At 61.5% G+C, this 17,216-nt stretch carries 13 protein-coding genes and 2 tRNA genes; 5 read left to right on the top strand and 10 right to left on the bottom strand.

The genetic code is table 11. The annotated features are described in order from the left end of the window. Window positions 1-25: 25 nt before the first annotated feature. The 7 genes from ispC to rpsB form a co-directional block, all read right to left on the bottom strand. Window positions 26-1,204, bottom strand: a complete 1,179-nt coding sequence (gene ispC, locus PQV96_RS05535) for a 1-deoxy-D-xylulose-5-phosphate reductoisomerase (RefSeq protein ID WP_207373273.1) — start codon at window positions 1,202-1,204, stop codon at window positions 26-28. Further along, complete coding sequence (locus PQV96_RS05530) at window positions 1,201-2,055, bottom strand: phosphatidate cytidylyltransferase (RefSeq protein WP_207373274.1); 855 nt, start codon at window positions 2,053-2,055, stop codon at window positions 1,201-1,203. The genes ispC and PQV96_RS05530 overlap by 4 nt, the downstream gene beginning before the upstream one ends. 8 nt (window positions 2,056-2,063) lie before the next feature. Continuing rightward, window positions 2,064-2,795, bottom strand: a complete 732-nt coding sequence (gene uppS, locus PQV96_RS05525; RefSeq protein WP_207373275.1) for a polyprenyl diphosphate synthase — start codon at window positions 2,793-2,795, stop codon at window positions 2,064-2,066. A gap of 32 nt (window positions 2,796-2,827) precedes the next feature. Further along, window positions 2,828-3,388 carry a ribosome recycling factor gene (frr, locus tag PQV96_RS05520; RefSeq protein ID WP_044396876.1) on the bottom strand — a complete coding sequence of 187 codons (561 nt, stop codon included), beginning with the start codon at window positions 3,386-3,388 and terminating at the stop codon, window positions 2,828-2,830. A 43-nt stretch (window positions 3,389-3,431) separates the two neighbouring features. Then, window positions 3,432-4,154 carry a UMP kinase gene (pyrH, locus tag PQV96_RS05515; RefSeq protein WP_044396902.1) on the bottom strand — a complete coding sequence of 241 codons (723 nt, stop codon included), beginning with the start codon at window positions 4,152-4,154 and terminating at the stop codon, window positions 3,432-3,434. Window positions 4,155-4,207: 53 nt separating this feature from the next. Next, window positions 4,208-5,134 carry a translation elongation factor Ts gene (gene tsf / locus PQV96_RS05510; RefSeq protein ID WP_044396877.1) on the bottom strand — a complete coding sequence of 309 codons (927 nt, stop codon included), beginning with the start codon at window positions 5,132-5,134 and terminating at the stop codon, window positions 4,208-4,210. A 108-nt stretch (window positions 5,135-5,242) separates the two neighbouring features. Beyond that, complete coding sequence (rpsB, locus tag PQV96_RS05505; protein ID WP_273624786.1) at window positions 5,243-5,995, bottom strand: 30S ribosomal protein S2; 753 nt, start codon at window positions 5,993-5,995, stop codon at window positions 5,243-5,245. 174 nt (window positions 5,996-6,169) lie between these two features. Between rpsB and PQV96_RS05500 the strand changes: the two genes are divergently transcribed. The 3 genes from PQV96_RS05500 to PQV96_RS05490 all read left to right on the top strand — a co-directional run bounded on the left by PQV96_RS05500 (window position 6,170) and on the right by PQV96_RS05490 (window position 10,432). Beyond that, window positions 6,170-7,516, top strand: a complete 1,347-nt coding sequence (locus PQV96_RS05500; RefSeq protein WP_273624785.1) for an amidase — start codon at window positions 6,170-6,172, stop codon at window positions 7,514-7,516. Window positions 7,517-7,566: 50 nt separating this feature from the next. Then, the gene (locus PQV96_RS05495; RefSeq protein WP_273624784.1) at window positions 7,567-8,793 is read left to right on the top strand and encodes an FAD-dependent oxidoreductase; all 1,227 of its coding nucleotides are present in this window, start codon (window positions 7,567-7,569) and stop codon (window positions 8,791-8,793) included. A 91-nt stretch (window positions 8,794-8,884) separates the two neighbouring features. Then, a complete protein-coding gene (locus tag PQV96_RS05490) occupies window positions 8,885-10,432 on the top strand; it encodes an NAD(P)H-hydrate dehydratase (protein WP_273624783.1) in 1,548 nt (515 codons plus the stop codon). A gap of 80 nt (window positions 10,433-10,512) precedes the next feature. On the opposite strand, the gene rnr is transcribed toward PQV96_RS05490, so the two are convergent. Further along, window positions 10,513-12,852, bottom strand: a complete 2,340-nt coding sequence (gene rnr, locus PQV96_RS05485; RefSeq protein WP_207373279.1) for a ribonuclease R — start codon at window positions 12,850-12,852, stop codon at window positions 10,513-10,515. Window positions 12,853-12,871: 19 nt separating this feature from the next. Here rnr and PQV96_RS05480 point away from each other — a divergent pair. Both PQV96_RS05480 and PQV96_RS05475 read left to right on the top strand, forming a co-directional pair. Continuing rightward, window positions 12,872-12,956: transfer RNA gene (locus PQV96_RS05480), tRNA-Leu, on the top strand. 162 nt (window positions 12,957-13,118) lie between these two features. Beyond that, window positions 13,119-13,203, top strand: a tRNA-Leu gene (locus tag PQV96_RS05475). Between the two features lie 77 nt (window positions 13,204-13,280). Here the strand turns inward: PQV96_RS05475 and PQV96_RS05470 are convergent. Together PQV96_RS05470 and PQV96_RS05465 are read right to left on the bottom strand one after the other, a co-directional pair. Then, entirely contained in the window at window positions 13,281-13,718 is a 438-nt protein-coding gene (locus PQV96_RS05470) for a GNAT family acetyltransferase (protein ID WP_207373280.1), read from the bottom strand. Window positions 13,719-13,733: 15 nt separating this feature from the next. Continuing rightward, the gene (locus PQV96_RS05465; protein WP_207373281.1) at window positions 13,734-16,463 is read right to left on the bottom strand and encodes a DUF349 domain-containing protein; all 2,730 of its coding nucleotides are present in this window, start codon (window positions 16,461-16,463) and stop codon (window positions 13,734-13,736) included. Between the last annotated feature and the right edge of the window lie 753 nt (window positions 16,464-17,216).

The raw sequence follows: 17,216 nt of genomic DNA, 5'->3' as shown, positions 1-17,216 counted from the left end.
GAGACGCTCCTGAAGAAACAGTCAGTCAAAGCGCCAGAGCCGCAGCCGCACGTTGCGCAGCCACACGAGCGGCGGCATCCAGCGCCAGCAAGGACTCCAGCGAATCCGGCTTGGAGGGCTGCACCGCGTCCAAAGTTGCAAGGTTGACCGCATGGATATGGTCAAAACGCAGTTTGCCCGTCAGGAAGGCTTCCACCGCCACCTCATTCGCGGCGTTCAGCACCGCCGTGGTGCCTTCCGGAGCGTTCAATGCCTGCCACGACAGATGCAATCCAGGAAAGCGCCGGACATCCGCTTCTTCAAACGTGAGGGCCGCCAGCGCTGCAAAGTCCAGTCGGCTGGCCCCACTCTCGATTCGTTCGGGCCAGGCCAGACCGCAAGCTATAGGCACACGCATGTCGGGCGTGCCCAGTTGCGCCAGGATGGACGCATCTTTGAACTGAACCATGGAATGGATGATCTGCTGCGGATGGATCACCACCTTGATCTGCTCAGGCGCCAAATCAAAAAGCCAGCGTGCCTCGATGACTTCCAAAGCCTTGTTCATCATCGTGGCGGAGTCCACCGAGATTTTTCGACCCATGGAGAAATTGGGATGCGCGCAGGCCTGGTCGGGGGTGATCTGCGCCAAGGCCTCTGGCGCACGGGTACGAAACGGACCGCCAGAAGCGGTGAGCAAAATGCTGTCCACCCGGTCGACCCAACACGCAGGATCTTCAGGCAGGCACTGAAAAATGGCTGAATGCTCGCTGTCGATGGGCAGCAGGGTGGCGCCGCCCTCGCGCACAGCGCGCATGAACACATTACCACCCACCACCAGCGCCTCTTTGTTGGCCAGCAACAGGCGTTTGCCCGCGCGGGCAGCAGCAAGGCAGGGCGACAAGCCCGCAGCCCCCACGATGGCGGCCATGACGGCATCCACCTCTTCGTGAGACGCTATGATTTCAAGAGCACCTTGCGCTTGCAGTACGGACGTTTGAAGCCCATTTTGCTTGATTTTTTCTGCCAGCAACTGCGAATGGGGAGCGCTCGCCATGACAGCGAAGCGGGGCTTGAATTGGGCGCACTGCTGCAGCATCAAATCGACCTGGGTCGCCGCGCTGAGCGCAAAGACCTCGTAGCGATCCGGGTGCCTCGCCACCACGTCGAGCGTGTTTTTTCCGATGGACCCCGTGGAGCCCAGAACCGTGATTTTTTGCTTCATACAGAAATAAGTCGGGTGAGCATCAGCGCCAGGGGAAGCGTTGGCAGCAACGCGTCAACCCGGTCAAGCACGCCCCCATGGCCGGGCAGCAGCCCGCTGCTGTCCTTCACGCCCGCGCTGCGCTTAATCAGCGATTCGACCAGATCGCCCGCCACACTCATGGCCACCATGAACACCACGGCGATGGCCAGGAACCACCAGCCCGCGGAATACAGGCGGGTATAAAAACTGGCGACGTCCGCCTGAAAATAACGGTCAGCCACAACCCAGGCCACGGCCAGGCACAACACCCCCGCCAGACCACCCCAAACCCCCTCCCAGCTCTTGCCAGGGCTAATGGAGGGCGCCAGCTTGTTGCGGGTGAAGCGCAGGCCAAAAGCCCGGCCGGCAAAATATGCAAAGATGTCAGCCACCCACACCAGGGTGAGTACCGACAACAAGAAATTGATACCGAGGATGCGTGCCTGCACCACAGCAAGCCAGGCCAGCCACAGCGCCAGCACACCCAAACCGATGCGCACGGGCGCCGGAATTAGCGGCCAGCCGGGCACACCGGCGCGCAACAACCAGGCGGTGCATGCCACCCACAGCCCGCCGCCCAACGTCCACAACAGCGGCAACGGGCGATCCAGCCAGCCAGCCCACCAACTGCCGGCACATAAGGCCAAACACACAGCCGACAAGCCCAAGGCGGCTGCATTGCCACGCCCATTCAAGCGCCCCCACTCCCAGGCACCAGCCGCCATAAAGACCAGAACCACCAGGGCAAAAGGGGTGACGGAGGGATAGAACAACGCTGGCAGCAGGATGGCCAGCAGGACCAGGGCAGTGATGACGCGCTGTAGCAGCATGGGGCCTTTCAGCCCGGCATCGGATCACGATGCGCGGACGCTATTTGTTCAGAGGTTTTGCCAAAACGGCGCTCACGCGATTGGAAGGAATCCAATGCCTCGTCCAAGGCGGCTTCATCGAAGTCGGGCCACAGACGGTCACTGAAAAACAGCTCGGAGTATGCGGCCTGCCACAGCAGAAAATTGCTGATGCGCATCTCTCCGCCGGTGCGGATGATCAGATCAGGATCTGGTACGTGCGACATGCCCATGGCGGCGTGCAGGCTTGCTTCGGTGATGGGCATACCCTTCGCGGCCAAGCCAGCTGCTGCTTGCGCGATGTCCCAGCGGCCGCCGTAGTTGAAGCACACGTTCAGGATGAGGCGGTTGTTGTCAGCCGTAGCGGCCTCCGCCTGGGCCAGGCCCTCACTCACTTTGGCAGACAGACCTTCGCGGCTCCCGACAAAGTGCAACTGCACGCCATCTTTCTTGAGCTGGGGAACCTCTCGGCCCAGGGCCATCGCCAGGAGCTCCATGAGGCCCGAGACCTCATCGGCCGGGCGGTTCCAGTTTTCAGAAGAAAAGGCAAAAACGGTCAGGACGGAAACGCCCCGTTGCACGCACGCACGTACGCAGCGACGAAGCGAATCCACCCCTTGCTTGTGCCCCGCCAAACGCGGCAGGAAACGACGTTTGGCCCAGCGGCCGTTGCCATCCATGACGATGGCAATGTGGTGTGGCACCACCGGGGAATCAGACATTTCAACGATCAGCCAGCTCCAGCAGTGGGAGCTCAGACCGCCATGATTTCTTGTTCTTTGGCAGCGACCAAAGTATCGATCTCGGCAATATGCTTGTCTGTGAACTTCTGAACGTCAGTTTCTGCGCGCTTTTGGTCGTCTTCCGAAGCAAGCTTGTCCTTGACCAGCTTCTTGACCGATTCGTTGGCATCACGGCGCAGGTTGCGCACGGCGATCTTGGCGCTTTCACCCTCATTGCGGGCCAGCTTGGTCATTTCCTTGCGGCGCTCTTCGCTCATGGGTGGCATGGGGACGCGGATCAACTCGCCCATGGAGGCAGGATTCAGACCCAGATCGCTTTCACGGATGGCCTTTTCAATCTTGGCGCCCATGCCCTTTTCCCAGGGCTGGACGCTGATGGTGCGCGAGTCGAGCAAGGTCACGTTGGCCACTTGACTCAGGGGCACCATGGAGCCGTAGTACTCGACCTGAATGCTGTCCAGCAAAGCAGGGTTGGCACGGCCCGTGCGGATTTTTTGCAGGTTGTTCTTGAACGCTGCGATGGACTGGTCCATCTTGGTTTCAGCGGTTTTCTTGATATCGGCAATCGTCATGATGGGTTCCTTGGGGCGAGACTGCTGGGGTTCTTGGGGAAGGTCAGGCGTACACCAACGTACCTTCGTCCTCACCCATCACCACGCGCCGCAGGGCGCCATGCTTGATGATGGAGAACACTCGCACTGGCAGTTTTTGATCACGGCACAAGGCAAATGCGGTAGCGTCCATGATGCCCAGATTGCGGGACATGGCCTCATCAAAGCTGAGCTTCGTGTAACGCGTGGCAGTGGGATCCTTGTGAGGGTCGGCAGTATAAACGCCGTCCACCTTCGTTGCCTTGAGTACCACTTCAGCGCCGATCTCGGCACCACGCAGAGCGGCAGCCGTGTCCGTGGTGAAGAAGGGGTTGCCCGTGCCTGCTGCGAACACCACCACTTTGCCTTCTTCGAGGTACTGGAGCGCCTTGGGGCGGACATAGGGTTCCACCACCTGTTCAATCGCAATGGCAGACATCACACGAGCGGTGAGGCCCTGCTTGTCCATGGCATCGGCCAGGGCCAGCGCGTTCATCACGGTGGCCAGCATACCCATGTAGTCAGCGGTTGCTCGGTCCATACCGACTGAGCCACCCGCCACACCACGAAAAATATTGCCCCCCCCAATCACCACCGCGACCTGGACACCCAGGCGGGTCACATCAGCAATTTCCTCCACCATGCGGACGATGGTGGCGCGGTTGATACCAAAGGAGTCATCGCCCATCAGCGCCTCACCGGACAGCTTGAGCAAGATACGCTTGTGGGCTGGCGCGGCGATGGTCATGGGCAGTTTCTCCAATGGTTGATGGTGTTTGGGGGTTGAGCGGGGTCGGAAGATTAGGCAGCAGCCTTGGCAGCGGCCACTTGTGCAGCCACTTCAGCGGCAAAGTCGTCCACCTTCTTCTCAATGCCTTCACCCACCACGTACAGCGTGAAGCTCTTCACGGTGGTGTTGGCGGCCTTGAGCATTTGGGCCACAGTTTGCTTGCCGTCAGCAGCCTTCACAAAGACCTGGTCAGCCAGCGAGACTTCCTTCAGGTACTTCTGCACTGCGCCATCGATGCGCTTGGCGGTGATTTCAGCGCTTTGGGCAGGCTTGCCAGCAGCGATCAGTTCCTTGTTGGCTTCGTCAGCCTTGCCTTCGGCCACCGAACGCTCCTTGGCGATCAGGTCAGCAGGCACGTCAGCGCTGGTCAGGGCCACGGGCTTCATGGCAGCGATGTGCATGGCCACGTCCTTGGCGGCCACTTCGTCGCCTTCGAACTCGACGACCACGCCAATGCGCGAGCCGTGCAGGTAAGAAGCCAGCTTGGAGCCAGAGAAGTACTGGAAGCGGCGGAACGACATGTTTTCGCCGATCTTGCCGATCAGGCCCTTGCGCACGTCTTCCAGGGTGGGGCCAAAGCTGTCTTGCTCGTAGGCCAGAGCGCCCAGGGCTTCAATGCTGGCAGGCTTGTGCTTGGCGACCAGCTCCGCTGCGGCCTTGGCCATGGCGATGAAGCTGTCGTTCTTGGACACGAAGTCAGTTTCGCTGTTCACTTCCACCAGGGCACCCGTGGTGCCGTCGATGAAGCTGGCGACCACGCCTTCAGCGGTGATGCGGGAAGCGGCCTTGCCCGCCTTGGTGCCGAGCTTGACGCGCAGCAGCTCTTCCGCCTTGGCCATGTCGCCATCAGCTTCCGTCAGAGCCTTCTTGCATTCCATCATGGGGGCGTCGGTCTTGCCACGCAGTTCAGCAACCATGCTTGCGGTAATTGCAGCCATCTGTGTTCCTTCCGTATTCAGTTCAAAGTATTCAAAACTCGGGATAAAAAAAGGGGGCTAACCAGGAGCCCCGCTTTCCTTCGCGACCGCAGTCGCGCAGTCGGGTGCTTAGGCAGCCGACTCTTGCACTTCCACGAATTCGTCGGTGCTTTCCGAAGCAGCAGCCTTCACCACTTCGTTCACAGCGTTGGCGCGGCCTTCGATGATCGCGTCAGCAATGCCGCGGGCGTACAGCGTCACAGCCTTGGCCGAGTCATCGTTACCGGGGATCACGTAGTCGATGCCTTCTGGGGAGTGGTTCGTATCCACCACACCGATCAGAGGAATGCCCAGCTTCTTGGCTTCGGCCACAGCAATCTTGTGGAAACCCACGTCGATGATGAAGATGGCATCAGGCAAAGCAGCCATATCCTGGATGCCGCCGATGTCTTTTTCCAGCTTGGCGATTTCGCGGCTGAAAGTCAGTTGTTCTTTCTTGCTCAGGTTTTCCAGGCCGGTTTCCAGCTGGGCCTTCATGTCCTTCAGGCGCTTGATGGAAGTCTTCACCGTCTTGAAGTTGGTGAGCATGCCGCCCAACCAGCGCTGGTCCACGAAAGGCACGCCAGCGCGTTGCGCTTCAGTAGCGAGGATTTCACGGGCTTGGCGCTTTGTGCCGACCATCAGAATCGTGCCGCGGTTGGCAGCCAGTTGCTTGGCGAACTTTTGGGCTTCCTGAAACAGTGGCAGCGACTTTTCCAGGTTGATGATGTGAATCTTGTTGCGATGGCCGAAGATGTAGGGAGCCATCTTGGGGTTCCAGAAGCGGGTTTGGTGACCGAAGTGGACACCGGCTTCCAGCATTTCGCGCATGGTAACGGACATAAAAATACTCCAAAGGTTGGGTCTAAAATCCAGCCCCATAACTTGTTACTTCTGCTGAAGTGACAACACCTTGACGGGGCTGGTTTGCGATTGGCTTTGCCGCACCTGCTGCGCTCAGGCCCAAAGGACCACGCGCCACTGCATACAGCAAAACCCAAAGATTCTAGCACACCCATGCAAGCCGACCTGATCGCAACCCGGGCTTTGGTAGAAGCGGGCGCCCTGACTGCCGCCCAGGTGATGGACGAATCCATGCGCCTGGCGCAAGCCCCCGCCGCCGCCCACGCCTTTGTGTCCGAGCGCTTTGAAGCCGAGCGCGAGCGCCTTCACCACACAGAAACAGCGCACCTGCCGCTGGCTGGGCTGGCTGTTTCTGTCAAAGATCTTTTTGATTTGGCGGGGCAGGTCACTACGGCAGGCTCCCTCGCCTTGCATGACACACCCGCCGCAACCAGCGATGCGCCCACCGTGGCACGTTTGCGGGCCGCTGGCGGCAGCATCGTCGGCCGCACGCACATGGTGGAATTCGCTTTCTCCGGCATCGGCACCAACCCACATTTCCCAACGCCCGCGGCGTTCGACTACCGCTTTGGCCCCCTGCCTGGCGCAGCGCGAGTGCCCGGTGGGTCTTCGTCGGGCGCCGCAGTGTCGGTAGCCAGCGGTGCGTGTTTTGCAGCACTGGGCTCAGACACCGGGGGGTCGATTCGCATTCCTGCCGCGTTCAACGGCATTGTTGGTTTCAAAAGCACAGCCCGCCTGGTCCCCACCACTGGCGCCGTGCCACTGTCCACCACCCTCGACACCGCCTGCGCCATGACCCGCAGCGTGCGCGATGCCATCGTGGTGCATGAGGTTTTGGCCGCACGCCGCGTCGCCCGCAGCGCAGCCCCCTTGACTGCCTGGCGGCTGGCCGTGCCTACCCACACATTTCTCGATGCACTGGATGGCACAGTGAGCACGGCCTTCCAGCGCACGCTGGACCTGCTGCGCCAGGCTGGCGCACAGATCGAGTCGATTGATTTGCCAGAAACGGGCGAGCTGGGCCCCATGCAGGCGCAGGGCAGCCTGGCTGCCGCCGAAAGCTACGCCTGGCATCGCCCGGTGCTGGCCCGGCATGCCGAGCAATACGACCCGCGCGTGCGCAGCCGGATCGAGCGCGGCGCAGCGATGAGCGCGGCCGACTACATCCACCTGCAGCACGCCAGGCAAGCGTGGATATCAAGAATGGAAGCGCGGGTTGCAGGCTTTGATGCCCTGCTCTCCCCCACCGTCGCCATCGTGCCGCCCTTGCTGTCTGACGTAGCCCCGGGGGAAGCGCGTGACGCTGCCTTCTTCCAGGCCAACGCCCTGGTGCTGCGCAATACCAGCGTGGTCAACATGCTGGACGGGTGTGCCTTGTCACTGCCCTGCCATGTGCGGGGCGAGTTGCCCGTGGGCTTGATGGTCTGGCACGCCGCAGGGCGTGACGATGCCGTCTTGAACGTTGGCCAACGTATCGAAGAATTACTACAAAAACAATAGCTGCTGGCGCTTACCTACAAAGCGCCAGAGCCCAATTTCGCTATTAATCCATGAAGATCGCCATCGTGGGCGCCGGAATCATCGGCGTCACCACTGCATACGAGTTGGCGCACGACGGCCATGAAGTCACCGTGCTGGAACAACGCAGCGCAGCAGCGGAAGAAGCCAGTTTTGCCAACGCAGGCCTGTTATCGCCCTACCTGACCACCCCTTGCACCATCGCGGGCAAACCGAGCCCCACAGCGCAGCGCCCTTGGCACACGCACACCGGCATTCGTCTGGCCCAGGGGGCTGGGCTGCACGAACTGGCCTGGCTGTGGCGCTGGCGCCGCAGCCACACGCCCCTGTCCACCCTCGAGAGCCTGGCCCGCTACAGCCGTGAACGCACGCAAGCGATTGCTGCGCGCCACGAGCTGGACTTTGAAGCCAGCACGGGCCGACTGCTGTTTTTCCGCACCGCCAGGCAACGCGCGCAGTACCAGCCGCTGCTGGACTGGATGCGCGAGGCGGGTACGGCAGTGCAAGACATGGACGCAGATGCAGCCCGCCAAGTCGAACCCGGTCTCTCGCCCGAGGCCCCGCTGCACAGCGCCGTGTTGCTGCCCCATGCCGTATCAGGCAACTGCCGGCTGTTCGCGCAAATGCTGCGCCAGGGCATGCAGGGGGCCGGGGTGCAATTTGTTTTCAATGCCCGGGTGGCCAGCTTGTCGAGCCAGCCCACGGGAATCTGGGTGGATGGCGAGCCCGACATGCGCCGTTTTGATGCCGTGGTGGTGTGCGCAGGCGCAGCCTCGCACACACTGCTGCGCCCGCGCGGCATTCGGCTGCCCATGGCCCCGGTGTTCGGCTATTCAGTGAGCGCCCCCTTGCGCGAAGCCACCCATGCGCCGCTGACCAGCGCACTGGACGTGCAAGAGCAAATCACCATCACCCGCCAGGGCCAGCGCGTGCGCATCACCGGCGGCGCCGAACTGGGATCGCCCCAGGCCGCCCACCACCACGCCACACTCCAAAAGCTGTACCGGGCCGTCAATGACTGGTTTCCGGGAGGGGCGCAGTTGTCGGGCCCGCTGCAAATCTGGCGCGGCGCCCGCCCTACGCTGACCGATGGCGCTCCTGCCCTGGGCGGCACCGCCCTGCCCGGCATTTGGCTGAACACCGGTCATGGTGCGGGTGGCTGGGCACTGGCCTGTGGTTGCGCTCGCGCTTTGGCAGACATGCTGAGCCAACGCGCACCAGAGATCAGCGTGCAGGGGCTGGAAGCGCAGCGCTTCTGAACCCACGCTGCGCCCACCCCATGGGCGCAGCCAGCACGCACAATGTCGGGTACGGCAGTTCCCGTGAACTGCGGGACTGCAAGACCTTGCCATGCAACGCATCACGCCCGACCAAACCTACCCCCTGTTCAACACCGAAGCCACCCGCCGCCTGGAGCAAGCCATGGCCGCCCAGTTGGCGCCGCACACCTTGATGCAGCGTGCTGGCCTGGCTGTGGCGCAACTGGCGCAAGCCATTGCACCGCATGCCCGCACGATCTGGATTGCCTGCGGCCCAGGCAACAACGGTGGAGACGGGCTGGAGGCCGCGCACCATTTGGCCCGCGCTGGGCGCAAAGTTGTCGTCAGCTGGCTGGGCACCACCGAGACATTACCGCCCGACGCGCGCCAGTCCTGGGAAAAAGCCCGGCACTGCGCGAAGATTGTGTGGACCGACACGCCGCCCACCGATCTGACCGGGCAAGACCTGTGCATTGACGCCCTGCTGGGCATTGGGGTGCGGTCATCCACCAGGCAGACACCATCCGGCTCGGCACACGGCAGCGTACTTGCCCAGTGGTTGGCACAACTGCGCAGTAGCGCGGCCCCCGTGCTGGCGGTGGATGTGCCCTCTGGACTTGACGCCGACACAGGCCAGTACGCCCCCGGACTGGAGCCTGCCACTCACAGTACGGCGACGAAACCCGGCACAGCACATTACACGCTGAGCCTGTTGACGTTAAAGCCCGGACTGTTCACCGCCCACGGCAGGGACGCCGCAGGGCAGGTGTGGTGGCATGACCTGGGAGCTACCGCTGAGACCGGGCTGAACCACGAGCCCCCCACCGCCTGGCTGGCGGGCCCACCCCCTCGCGGGCACCGTAGCCACGCCAGCCACAAGGGCAGCTATGGCGATGTGGCCATTGTGGGTGGAGAAGGTCTGGCCTTGCGCGGCATGGGGATGACCGGCGCAGCCTTGCTGGCGGGCTCCGCAGCATTGCACGGCGGAGCGGGCCGAGTGCTGGTCAGCCTGCTGGACCAAGATCACGCCACCGAGATCCACACACAACCCGAACTGATGCTGCGCCGATTTGAGGCACTCGAACTGGAAAGCCTCAGCGTGGTGTGCGGTTGCGGCGGCGGGCAGGAGGTGCGCACCGTGTTGCCTGCAGTGCTGCAACGGGCTCAGGCGCTGGTGCTGGACGCCGATGCACTGAACATCATCAGCACCGACGGTGCCCTGCAACAGGCGCTGACAGCGCGTAGCGCCAGGCAACGCCCCACAGTTCTCACACCCCATCCGCTGGAGGCAGCGCGGCTGCTGCACACCACAGCCGCACAGGTGCAAGCCCACCGGCTCATGGCGGCCCGCGAACTGGCAAAAAAATTCCAGTGCACAGTGGCTCTCAAGGGGTCCGGCACGGTCATTGCCCACCCCGACGACATTCCGCACATCAATCCCACAGGCAATGGGAGGCTAGCCACGGCGGGCACAGGGGATGTGCTCGCAGGGCTCATCGGCGCAGGGCTGGCCGCAGGCATGCCACCATTACAGGCGGCTATCCGGGCCGTGTTTGCACACGGCGAAGCGGCCGATGCGTGGCCCCTCGATGAGCCTCTGACTGCCGGGGCCTTGGCGCGGAGGATCAGAATCGGGTAAGGCCAGGCGCCCAGCCAACTTCACCCCTGCAGAGGCTGACTCCATCAGCCCTCTCAGCGGCTTTCAGGCTTGCTGAGCATTCAACCTCGCCGGGGTTTGCGGGCCTTGCCCCTGGATGATTTGCCCGAGGTCGCCGCCTGCTTGACCGCTGCCTTGAGCGACTGAATGGGAGAGCGTGCCGCGCGACCACGCCCCGCAGGCTCCATATCAGTGGCTGCTTCCGGCTTGGACTTGCGCCCCTTGGCTGCCACAGTCTCTTTTCGACCAGTCTCCGAGCGACCTTTTCGCGCGCCGGAGTCGGCACTTACGCCTTTGTCCCTGAGTGCCCGCCCGAGCAGCTCCTCGTTCTCGCGCACCAATCGGAAGTCGATCTTGCGTCCATCCAGGTCCACACGGCTGACCTGCACACGCACGCGCGTGCCGATGGCATAGCGAATGCCAGTGCGCTCACCACGCAGCTCTTGTCGGGCCTCGTCGAACTTGAAGTATTCGCCACCCAGCTCCGTGATGTGCACCAGGCCTTCGACGTACATCGCGTCCAGGGTCACGAAAATGCCGAAGCTGGTGGCTGCGCTGACAACGCCGCTGTATTCCTCACCCAGATGTTCGCGCATGTACTTGCATTTGAGCCAGGCTTCCACGTCACGGCTGGCTTCGTCGGCGCGGCGCTCATTGGCACTGCAGTGCAAGCCCGCAGCCTCCCACGCCTGGGTTTCCCGGCTTGGGGGTTTGACGTCTTTTTTCGGTTTGGTTCCTGGGGCAGCAACGCGCCCCGCCAGCCGTTTGGCCAGCTTGGCATGGGCCTCGCCTGGGGTGGGCAACACGGGCAATTGGTACCGGGTGTTGCCCAAAATGGCCTTGATCACCCGGTGCACCAGCAAGTCTGGGTAGCGGCGAATCGGGCTGGTGAAGTGGGTGTAGGCCTCAAATGCCAAGCCGAAATGGCCGCTGTTGATGGGCGTGTAAATGGCCTGCTGCATGGACCGCAGCAGCATGGTGTGAATTTGCTGCGCGTCAGGCCGCTCTTTGGTCGCCTCGGCAATGGCCTGGAATTCAGAGGGCTTGGGGTTGTCGCTGATCGACATGCCCACCGCCATGGCCTTGAGATACCCGCGCAGGATTTCCTGCTTCTCAGGCGTGGGGCCCTCGTGTACACGGAACAAGCCGGGCTGCCCGCCCTGCTCAATGAAGTCCGCGCTGCAGACGTTGGCAGCCAGCATCGCCTCTTCGATCAGCTTGTGCGCATCGTTGCGCGTGCGGGGTACGATCTTCTCGATACGGCCATTTTCATCACACACGATCTGGGTTTCGGTGGTTTCAAAATCCACCGCACCACGCTGTTGGCGCGCCACCTGCAACGCGCGGTACACATCGTGCAGGTTGAGCAGATCTTTCACGCGATCCTTGCGCTTGCTGGCCTCAGGGCCACGCGTATTCGCCAGGATGGCCGCCACCTCGGTGTATGTGAACCTCGCGTGGCTATACATCACGGCGGGATAGAACTGGTACGCGTGCACCTCCCCCTTGGCCGTGACCAGCATGTCGCAAACCATGCACAGTCGCTCCACCTCAGGGTTGAGTGAGCACAAGCCGTTGCTCAACTTCTCGGGCAGCATGGGAATCACCCGGCGTGGGAAGTACACACTGGTGGCACGGTCATAGGCATCGATATCGATGGCACTGCCGGTTTCCACGTAGTGGCTCACATCGGCAATCGCCACCAGCAAGCGCCAGCCCTTGCCTCGCCCCACCTTGGCAGGCTCACAATACACGGCATCGTCGAAGTCGCGCGCATCTTCCCCGTCAATGGTGACGAGCGGCACATCCGTCAGATCAATGCGGCGCTTCTTGTCGATGGCCCTGACTTTTTCTGGCAGCGCCTTGGCCTGGGCCAGACACGCTTCAGAAAACTCATGCGGCACACCGTACTTGCGCACCGCAATCTCAATCTCCATGCCTGGGTCATCAACCTCGCCCAGCACCTCGGTGATGCGCCCGACGGGCTGCCCAAACAATGCCGGTGGCTCAGTCAACTCCACCACCACAACCTGGCCTGGCTTGGCAGCACCAGTTGCGCCCTTGGGAATCAGAATGTCTTGCCCGTAACGCTTGTCTTCCGGGGCGACGAGCCAGACGCCACTCTCTTGCAAAAGCCTGCCAATCATGGGCTGAGAGGGGCGCTCGATAATCTCTACCACCCGGCCTTCCGGACGGCCGCGGCGATCTTGCCGAACGATGCGCACACGAACGCGGTCTTTGTGCAGCACTGCTCGCATCTCGTTCGGGGGGATGTAGATATCTCCCTCACCATCGTCACGAATGACAAAACCATGCCCATCACGGTGCCCCTGGATGCTGCCTTCGATTTCGTCAGACAGGTGTGCGGGCGCAGCGCCGGGGGTGTTTTTTTTGATATACAATCTAAATCTTTCCTGAAATGCCCAGGTGGCGGAATTGGTAGACGCACTAGTTTCAGGTACTAGCGAGTAACATCGTGGAGGTTCGAGTCCTCTCCTGGGCACCAAGTTTAACGACAACCGATGACGGTTTTCGAAATAAAAAAGCCACTGCATGTTCAGTGGCTTTTTTGTTGGAGCAGGAGCTTCGCTGAGTCATTTTTTAAAAAATGACCGAGAAAGCCGAGAGCATCAAAAATTTGCTCTATAATTCAAATCTTTCCTGAAATGCCCAGGTGGCGGAATTGGTAGACGCACTAGTTTCAGGTACTAGCGAGTAACATCGTGGAGGTTCGAGTCCTCTCCTGGGCACCAAATTCAAAAACCGCTGCAAACGCAGCGGTTTTTTTTCGCCCAAAGCATGGTGAGGGATTCAAACTACCCCCCAGCTTTCAGATATCAGGAATCAGACGCTTGCCTGACGAGAATGCATCGTCCCGCGCATAACCCAACTTATCGCAGAAGCTGAGCACACTGGCGTTGCTGGTGCGCACGAGCACGTTGTCTTTGGGACAGCCCAGCGCCAGCAAGCGTTGCTCTACCTCCTCCATCAGGGTGCGCCCCAAGGACATTTGCTGATGACCGGGAGCGACGGCCAGGTAATAGACAGATCCTCGATGCCCGTCATAGCCCGCCATGGCGGTGGCTACCAGAACATCAGCCCCTCGGCTATCGGCCGGCAAGTTTCCCACGAGGAAAAGCTCTGGCTGGCAATGACTCTTGCGCTCAATATCCTTGTACGGATCGTTCCAAGGCCGGATCAGTCCGCAGTCACGCCATAGCGCGACTGCGGCCGATGCATCGGTCTCCCGAAACGGGCGAATCTTCAACGCCCGTACCGCCACTTATTTGCGCAGCAGCGTCTTGAGCACGTTCTGCAAACGGCGGGCGCTGCCTGCATCACTGGCACTCGACAACACACGAGCGGTGTCGTCACCCCATGTCTGGGCTGGCGACGGATCATTGCGGCGCGTCAGCAATTGCAGTTGCAGCATGCGGCGGGCAGCGATGTGCTCTGCGGGGGTTGGCACTTCTGCGGCAATCTCCAAGCGCAACAACGCTTCAGCAGCGTCACCCTTCGGAGCAGCAGACAGCGCCTGCGCCCAGGCGGCACGGACGGACGCAGACACACGTCCACCCAAATCCTGAGCACTGGGTAGCTGGGTCGCGTCTCGCTTTTCCCAAGCCGTCAGCAAGTGCGTCAATGCCTCGCCATGGGCCTGCGCAGCCAGTTTTTTCAGCGTTTGCTGCGCGTGCTCCATGGCATCACGCTGGGCACGGAATGCCGTATCCCCCAAACGTGGGCCACGGTCTTCGCGTTCTGGGCGGTCGCCAAAACGACCACCCCGATCGTTGCGATCACCAAAGCGCCCATCTGCGCGAGGGCCGCGACTGCCATCCCGATCACCTGGGCGACCATCTCGGCGATCTCCGGGACGAGCACCACGCCCCGCCACTGCAGGGGCATCCTTCTTCATGCCAGGCCGGTCGTCACCACGCACCGCAACCACAGGGCGCGCAGCAGGCTTGGGAGCTGCGGGCGCTGGGGCCGCGGTCTCGCCAGAGGCATCCGACGGCTGCTCGGATGCTACAGTTTCTGTAGCATCTTGCGCTGACACAGCTTGGCTCTTCTCGGAATCTGCTTCACTTTCGGCAACCGCCTGAGCCGCCAGCGCTTGGCCACGCAAAGCCGCCTCAAGGGCTTGCATGGCGGCGCGAATCTGCTGGGCATCGCCACTGGCATTGGCAGCCTCCAGCGCTTTGGAAGCCTCCAGCACAACGCGGTCGCGTGCGCTCAATTCCGTCGTGGCGCGCTCACGCTCCGCCGATTTGCGATTGAATGCCTCATCAATCGGCTTGCGGAAGGCATCCCAAAGTTTTTGCTCCTGCTTGCGGTCCAGCGGCACCGACTGGGCTTCGGCTTGCCAACGCTGCTGCAAGGACTTGACGGCATCGATGCGCAACACAGCAGCAGCACCGAGCGCAGCCGCTTCTTCGATCATGGCATGGCGTCGCGCCAGGCTTTCCTTCTGCGCAGCTTCCAGAGGAGCAGCGGCAGCAGCAATCGCCTGCTTCCACAGGGGCTGCAACTCAGCAAACAGCTTTTCGCCCACATGTCCGCTTTCACGCCAGCGGTCACCAAACTGGTAAAGCGCACGGTGGATGCCCTTCCAGTCGCCAGAGGCAGCGTGCTCCTGGGCCCATGCCTTGACCTCTTCAATCAGCGCCAGACGCTGGGCCTTGTGCTCAGCAGCCTCGCTACGGATCTTGTCCAGCCAGGCCTCGACCACCTTGTGAGCCGCATTGCAGGCTTCGTCAAACTTTTTCCACAGCGCATGGTTGGGTGCGCCGCCTTGGTCCGTTTGCTTCCACTGCTCACGCAATTGACGCAGCGTTTCCTGCATCTTGCGGCCACCCAAGGCCTGGCCCTCAGGGCGATTGAGCAGCCCTTCGGCTTTGGCGACCAGGTCCTCGCGCACCTGATCAGCGCTCCAGCGCTGCCAGCCCTCCAGTTCACCTGCAGCAACCAAAGCGGAATGGACTTGCTGCTCCAAAGCAGCATCGATGTGCTTCCCTTGGGTCTTGAGCACTGCGCGCAGCGCAGCAGCCGCGCCTGCACTGGCTTTGCCGTGGCCTTCAGCCGTTTCTTTTTCCAGCGTAGCCAACGCTTCGCGCACCGCCTGTACGGCTTTGTCACGCACTTCGGGGTCTACCTTGGGCTTGGCGGGGCGGGCTGACTTGGCCGCGGCAGCCGCTGCCTCAGAAGGCAAACCACGGGCTACGCGCAGCTCATCGGCCCACACAGGCACGGGGGGCAGAGGCGCATTGACGTCTTCAGCAGCCGCGATGGCCTGCGCCAGAGCGGGCTGAAACGCTTCCCACACCACCAGCAACTGGGCCTTGGAGCTTTCCAGCTGTTGCGGAAAGCGTGCTTCCACGCTCACCCAGCTGGCATCACTGGTCAGCCCCTGGGCTTGTTCTTGCCAGCGCGCAACGTCAGCACGCAATAACTCCAGAGCTGCCTGGGCATCGCGCCAGGACTTGGTGGAAAGCACCTCAATGCGCTGGGCCAGCAACACTGCGGCCTCGCGCTGCACCTGCACGCGGTGCTGCAGATCTTCGATGACTTTGACACGGTCAGCAATCTGTACCTTCAACAGCGACAGCGGCTCCCTCGACAAAGGCGCACCGGCCTTCGCTGCATCGCGCTGCCATGCCAGGGCATCGGCAATGTTGAGCTTGGAGGCAGACAGCAAAGCCTGGGCTTTGTCTGCCCATTCAGCCGCGATGGCCTCTTGGCCCTTGGCACGGCGGATTTCGTCCAGTCGCTCGCGGACCGCACGGGCTGCACCCTTGTCACGACCACTCAACTCCTTGAACACTTCTTGCAACTGCTCCGGCGCAGGCTGTGTGGTCAACCACTCGCGGATACGCGACGCCCGCTCTCCGGACGTGGCTGCAGAGAACGCGCCACCGGTCAATGCATCCAGTGGATGCGGCTCATGGGTTTTGGCCGGGGCCGGATTCACTTCAGGTGCTTCAGACATTTTGCTGCGGGAAAAAAAAGGAAACATGGGTTCATTGAAAAACAGAGAAGGCCTCAATGGGAGTCCCTGAGAACCTTCCCGGCCCTACACAGAGGGGCCGCGATGACGAGAACAAATATCTGCAAGGAGCTGCGGCCTGACCTCAAGCGAGGAACAACTCGCTAATGATGCCGCTGCACTCAACCCTGGGGCATGACTTGACACAAAGACTCCCAATGCACTTCTCGTCATGCCTCGTGCGGGGCTGCACCTATGGCACCGCCCCAGGAAAGGCTCCCATTATCTATATATATGCAAGCGCAGTTGCATTGGCACCGTACGGTGGGACGAAAGCACGCAAGAGTTACCTGCATAGCAACGGCTGCGCCGCAAACAAGAAAGCCCGACCAGCACCACCACAAGGCAGGCTGACCGGGCTTGACGGCTGACACAACGGTCTTTGCCATCTATTCGCACGATGGAGGAAATCGTCCTGCGTGCGAGGGGGCAAGAGATTGCCCCCAAGGGGTTGCCTTGAAAGCCTTGCCTGCTGCACCTGGGCACTGAATGCCATCGGAGGGAGGCTTGGCTTCGTTCGGCGATGCCTGAAATCACAGGCAATTTCACCTTATCAAACCGGGCATCGAACTTCAAGCTGCAATTTAAATCGGACTCATGCCACCGATAGGTTCTTTGACACCGATGCTCGCTCCCTCAAGGGAAATTCAGCAATTTGGACTGTCACAACAGAGAAAAACTGGCTAAAACCACAGTTATTTTATAATTTTTTTGTCTTAAAAC

This window comes from Acidovorax temperans (assembly GCF_028596105.1).
Classification (GTDB): Bacteria; Pseudomonadota; Gammaproteobacteria; order Burkholderiales; family Burkholderiaceae_C; genus Acidovorax; species Acidovorax temperans.
Note: the sequence above shows the minus strand (reverse complement) of the source record. Positions and strands in the feature narration are given on the sequence as shown.

Coding starts and splice junctions, on each gene's coding strand:
- ispC (WP_207373273.1), bottom strand. CDS start 1,204: ATGAAGCAAAAAATCACGGTTCTGGGCTCCACGGGGTCCATCGGAAAA.
- PQV96_RS05530 (WP_207373274.1), bottom strand. CDS start 2,055: ATGCTGCTACAGCGCGTCATCACTGCCCTGGTCCTGCTGGCCATCCTG.
- uppS (WP_207373275.1), bottom strand. CDS start 2,795: ATGTCTGATTCCCCGGTGGTGCCACACCACATTGCCATCGTCATGGAT.
- frr (WP_044396876.1), bottom strand. CDS start 3,388: ATGACGATTGCCGATATCAAGAAAACCGCTGAAACCAAGATGGACCAG.
- pyrH (WP_044396902.1), bottom strand. CDS start 4,154: ATGACCATCGCCGCGCCAGCCCACAAGCGTATCTTGCTCAAGCTGTCC.
- tsf (WP_044396877.1), bottom strand. CDS start 5,134: ATGGCTGCAATTACCGCAAGCATGGTTGCTGAACTGCGTGGCAAGACC.
- rpsB (WP_273624786.1), bottom strand. CDS start 5,995: ATGTCCGTTACCATGCGCGAAATGCTGGAAGCCGGTGTCCACTTCGGT.
- PQV96_RS05500 (WP_273624785.1), top strand. CDS start 6,170: ATGCAAGCCGACCTGATCGCAACCCGGGCTTTGGTAGAAGCGGGCGCC.
- PQV96_RS05495 (WP_273624784.1), top strand. CDS start 7,567: ATGAAGATCGCCATCGTGGGCGCCGGAATCATCGGCGTCACCACTGCA.
- PQV96_RS05490 (WP_273624783.1), top strand. CDS start 8,885: ATGCAACGCATCACGCCCGACCAAACCTACCCCCTGTTCAACACCGAA.
- PQV96_RS05465 (WP_207373281.1), bottom strand. CDS start 16,463: ATGTTTCCTTTTTTTTCCCGCAGCAAAATGTCTGAAGCACCTGAAGTG.